The organism is Moraxella lacunata (assembly GCF_002027545.1).
Lineage (GTDB): Bacteria > Pseudomonadota > Gammaproteobacteria > Pseudomonadales > Moraxellaceae > Moraxella > Moraxella lacunata.
Map to the genome: position 1 here is coordinate 1 of NZ_MXAN01000113.1, position 1,871 is coordinate 1,871.

At 46.1% G+C, this 1,871-nt stretch carries 1 protein-coding gene; it reads left to right on the top strand.

Annotated features, from left to right (window positions below; translation table 11 throughout):
• The coding region (panF, locus tag B5J94_RS13120; protein WP_211271098.1) for a sodium/pantothenate symporter at positions 1 to 1,435 on the top strand (1,435 nt) is incomplete at its 5' end.
• Between the last annotated feature and the right edge of the window lie 436 nt (positions 1,436 to 1,871).

The following is a 1,871-nucleotide window of genomic DNA, read 5'->3' on the forward strand; positions in this document are numbered from 1 at the left end:
ATTTGGGGGTCGGTTCATTGTCCTATACTTATTTTTTGTATTTGGGGTGGCGTGGCACGCTTATCAAAAACGCAAAGCGGGCGGATTTTTAAATGAATACTATGTCGGCTCTCGCTCCATGGGCGGATTTGTGCTTGCCATGACGACTGTGGCGACTTATGTCTCCGCAAGCTCATTCATTGGAGGACCGGGGGCAGCGTATAAATTTGGCTTGGGCTGGGTGCTGTTATCCATGATACAAGTGCCTGCAATTTGGCTTACGCTTGGCACACTCGGCAAAAAATTTGCCATGCTCGCCCGCCAAACAGGCAGCATTACCATTAACGATTTGCTGTTTGCTCGTTATCAAAACAAAGTCGTGGTATGGCTTGCGTGTATCTCGCTCCTACTGGCGTTTTTTGGCATGATGGTGGTGCAGTTCATTGGGGCAGGTCGTCTGCTTGAAACGACACTAGGCTTGCCTTATGAATGGTCGATTGGCGTGTTCGCCCTTGTGATTGGGCTTTATACCTTTATTGGGGGCTTTCGGGCGGTGGTCTTGACCGACACCGTGCAGGGGCTTGTCATGCTTATCGGCACGATGCTCCTACTTGGGGCAACGCTTGTCGCCACAGGGGGCATGGACAACGCCATGACAACCCTTCATACCATTGACCCACATCTGCTCACCCCCACAGGCGTTGATGATAAGCTATCGGCAACGTTTATGCTGTCGTTTTGGGTGCTGGTGTGCTTTGGCTTGATTGGTCTGCCCCATACGGCGGTGCGGGCGATGGCGTATAAGGACAGTCGCTCGCTTCATCGGGGGATACTTGTCGGGACAGTGGTGATGACGGTGCTGGTGCTGGGTATGCACTTGGCAGGGGTCTTGGCTCGTGCGGTCGTGCCTGAGCTTGATGTGCCTGATAAGGTCATTCCCACGCTCATGATGACGGTGCTACCGCCCTTTGTGGCAGGGATATTTTTGGCAGCTCCGATGGCGGCGATTATGTCGTCCATTGACTCGATGCTGATACAGTCGTCAAGCACGCTGATTAAGGATTTGTATCTGTCTATCAAACCTGACGCTATCCACAATGAAGCCAAAATCAAACGCTACTCTACCACGCTCACCCTTGGCTTTACCGTGATTTTGGCGGTCGTTGCCATGCTAAATCCACCTGATATGCTGATTTGGCTAAACCTATTGTCCTTTGGTGGGTTGGAAGCGACTTTTTTATGGGTGCTGGTATTTGGATTATATTATAAAAAAGCCAATGCCACAGGGGCGATATGGTCAATGGTGGCAGGCTTAACAAGCTATGTCATCATCGCCTATTTTAAAATCGCCTTATGGGATTTGCACGCTGTCGTGCCTGCATTGGCGATTGGTTTGGTGGCGTTTTTGGTGGGGAATAAGGGTGGGGGAGATAAAAAAGGTGTGATGTTGGTTTAGGTTTGATTTAAATAAATGAAAGATTGACATCTTTTTAATAAAATCTTGAAAGTTAGATTGGTGTTGTAATCCTAATTGATTCAAATTAAAATTCTTGATCTTTATTTTTAGTCCGATGTGCGAACTTTCGACACACCCTATATCCCAAAAAATTGGTATGAAAAGCAAGGTCTATCCATGAAATCCATTTATTTTTTATTAGGGCGTGTTGAACTTTATTAGGGCGTGCCTGCCTTTGGTATTTGCAATGAAAAATACCTGTTAAAAAAGCAGGGGAACCGCCCGTTTTTCAAGAAAAAAACAAAGGCTGTGAGTTTTTTATCAGACAAGTTTTTATTAAATCTCTTTCCAAACTAAAAATAAACCCTTATAAGTATTGGGGTTGAAGTTTTTAAAAATCCACAAAAATCGGGGTTTGGAAAGAAGTCTAATTAAA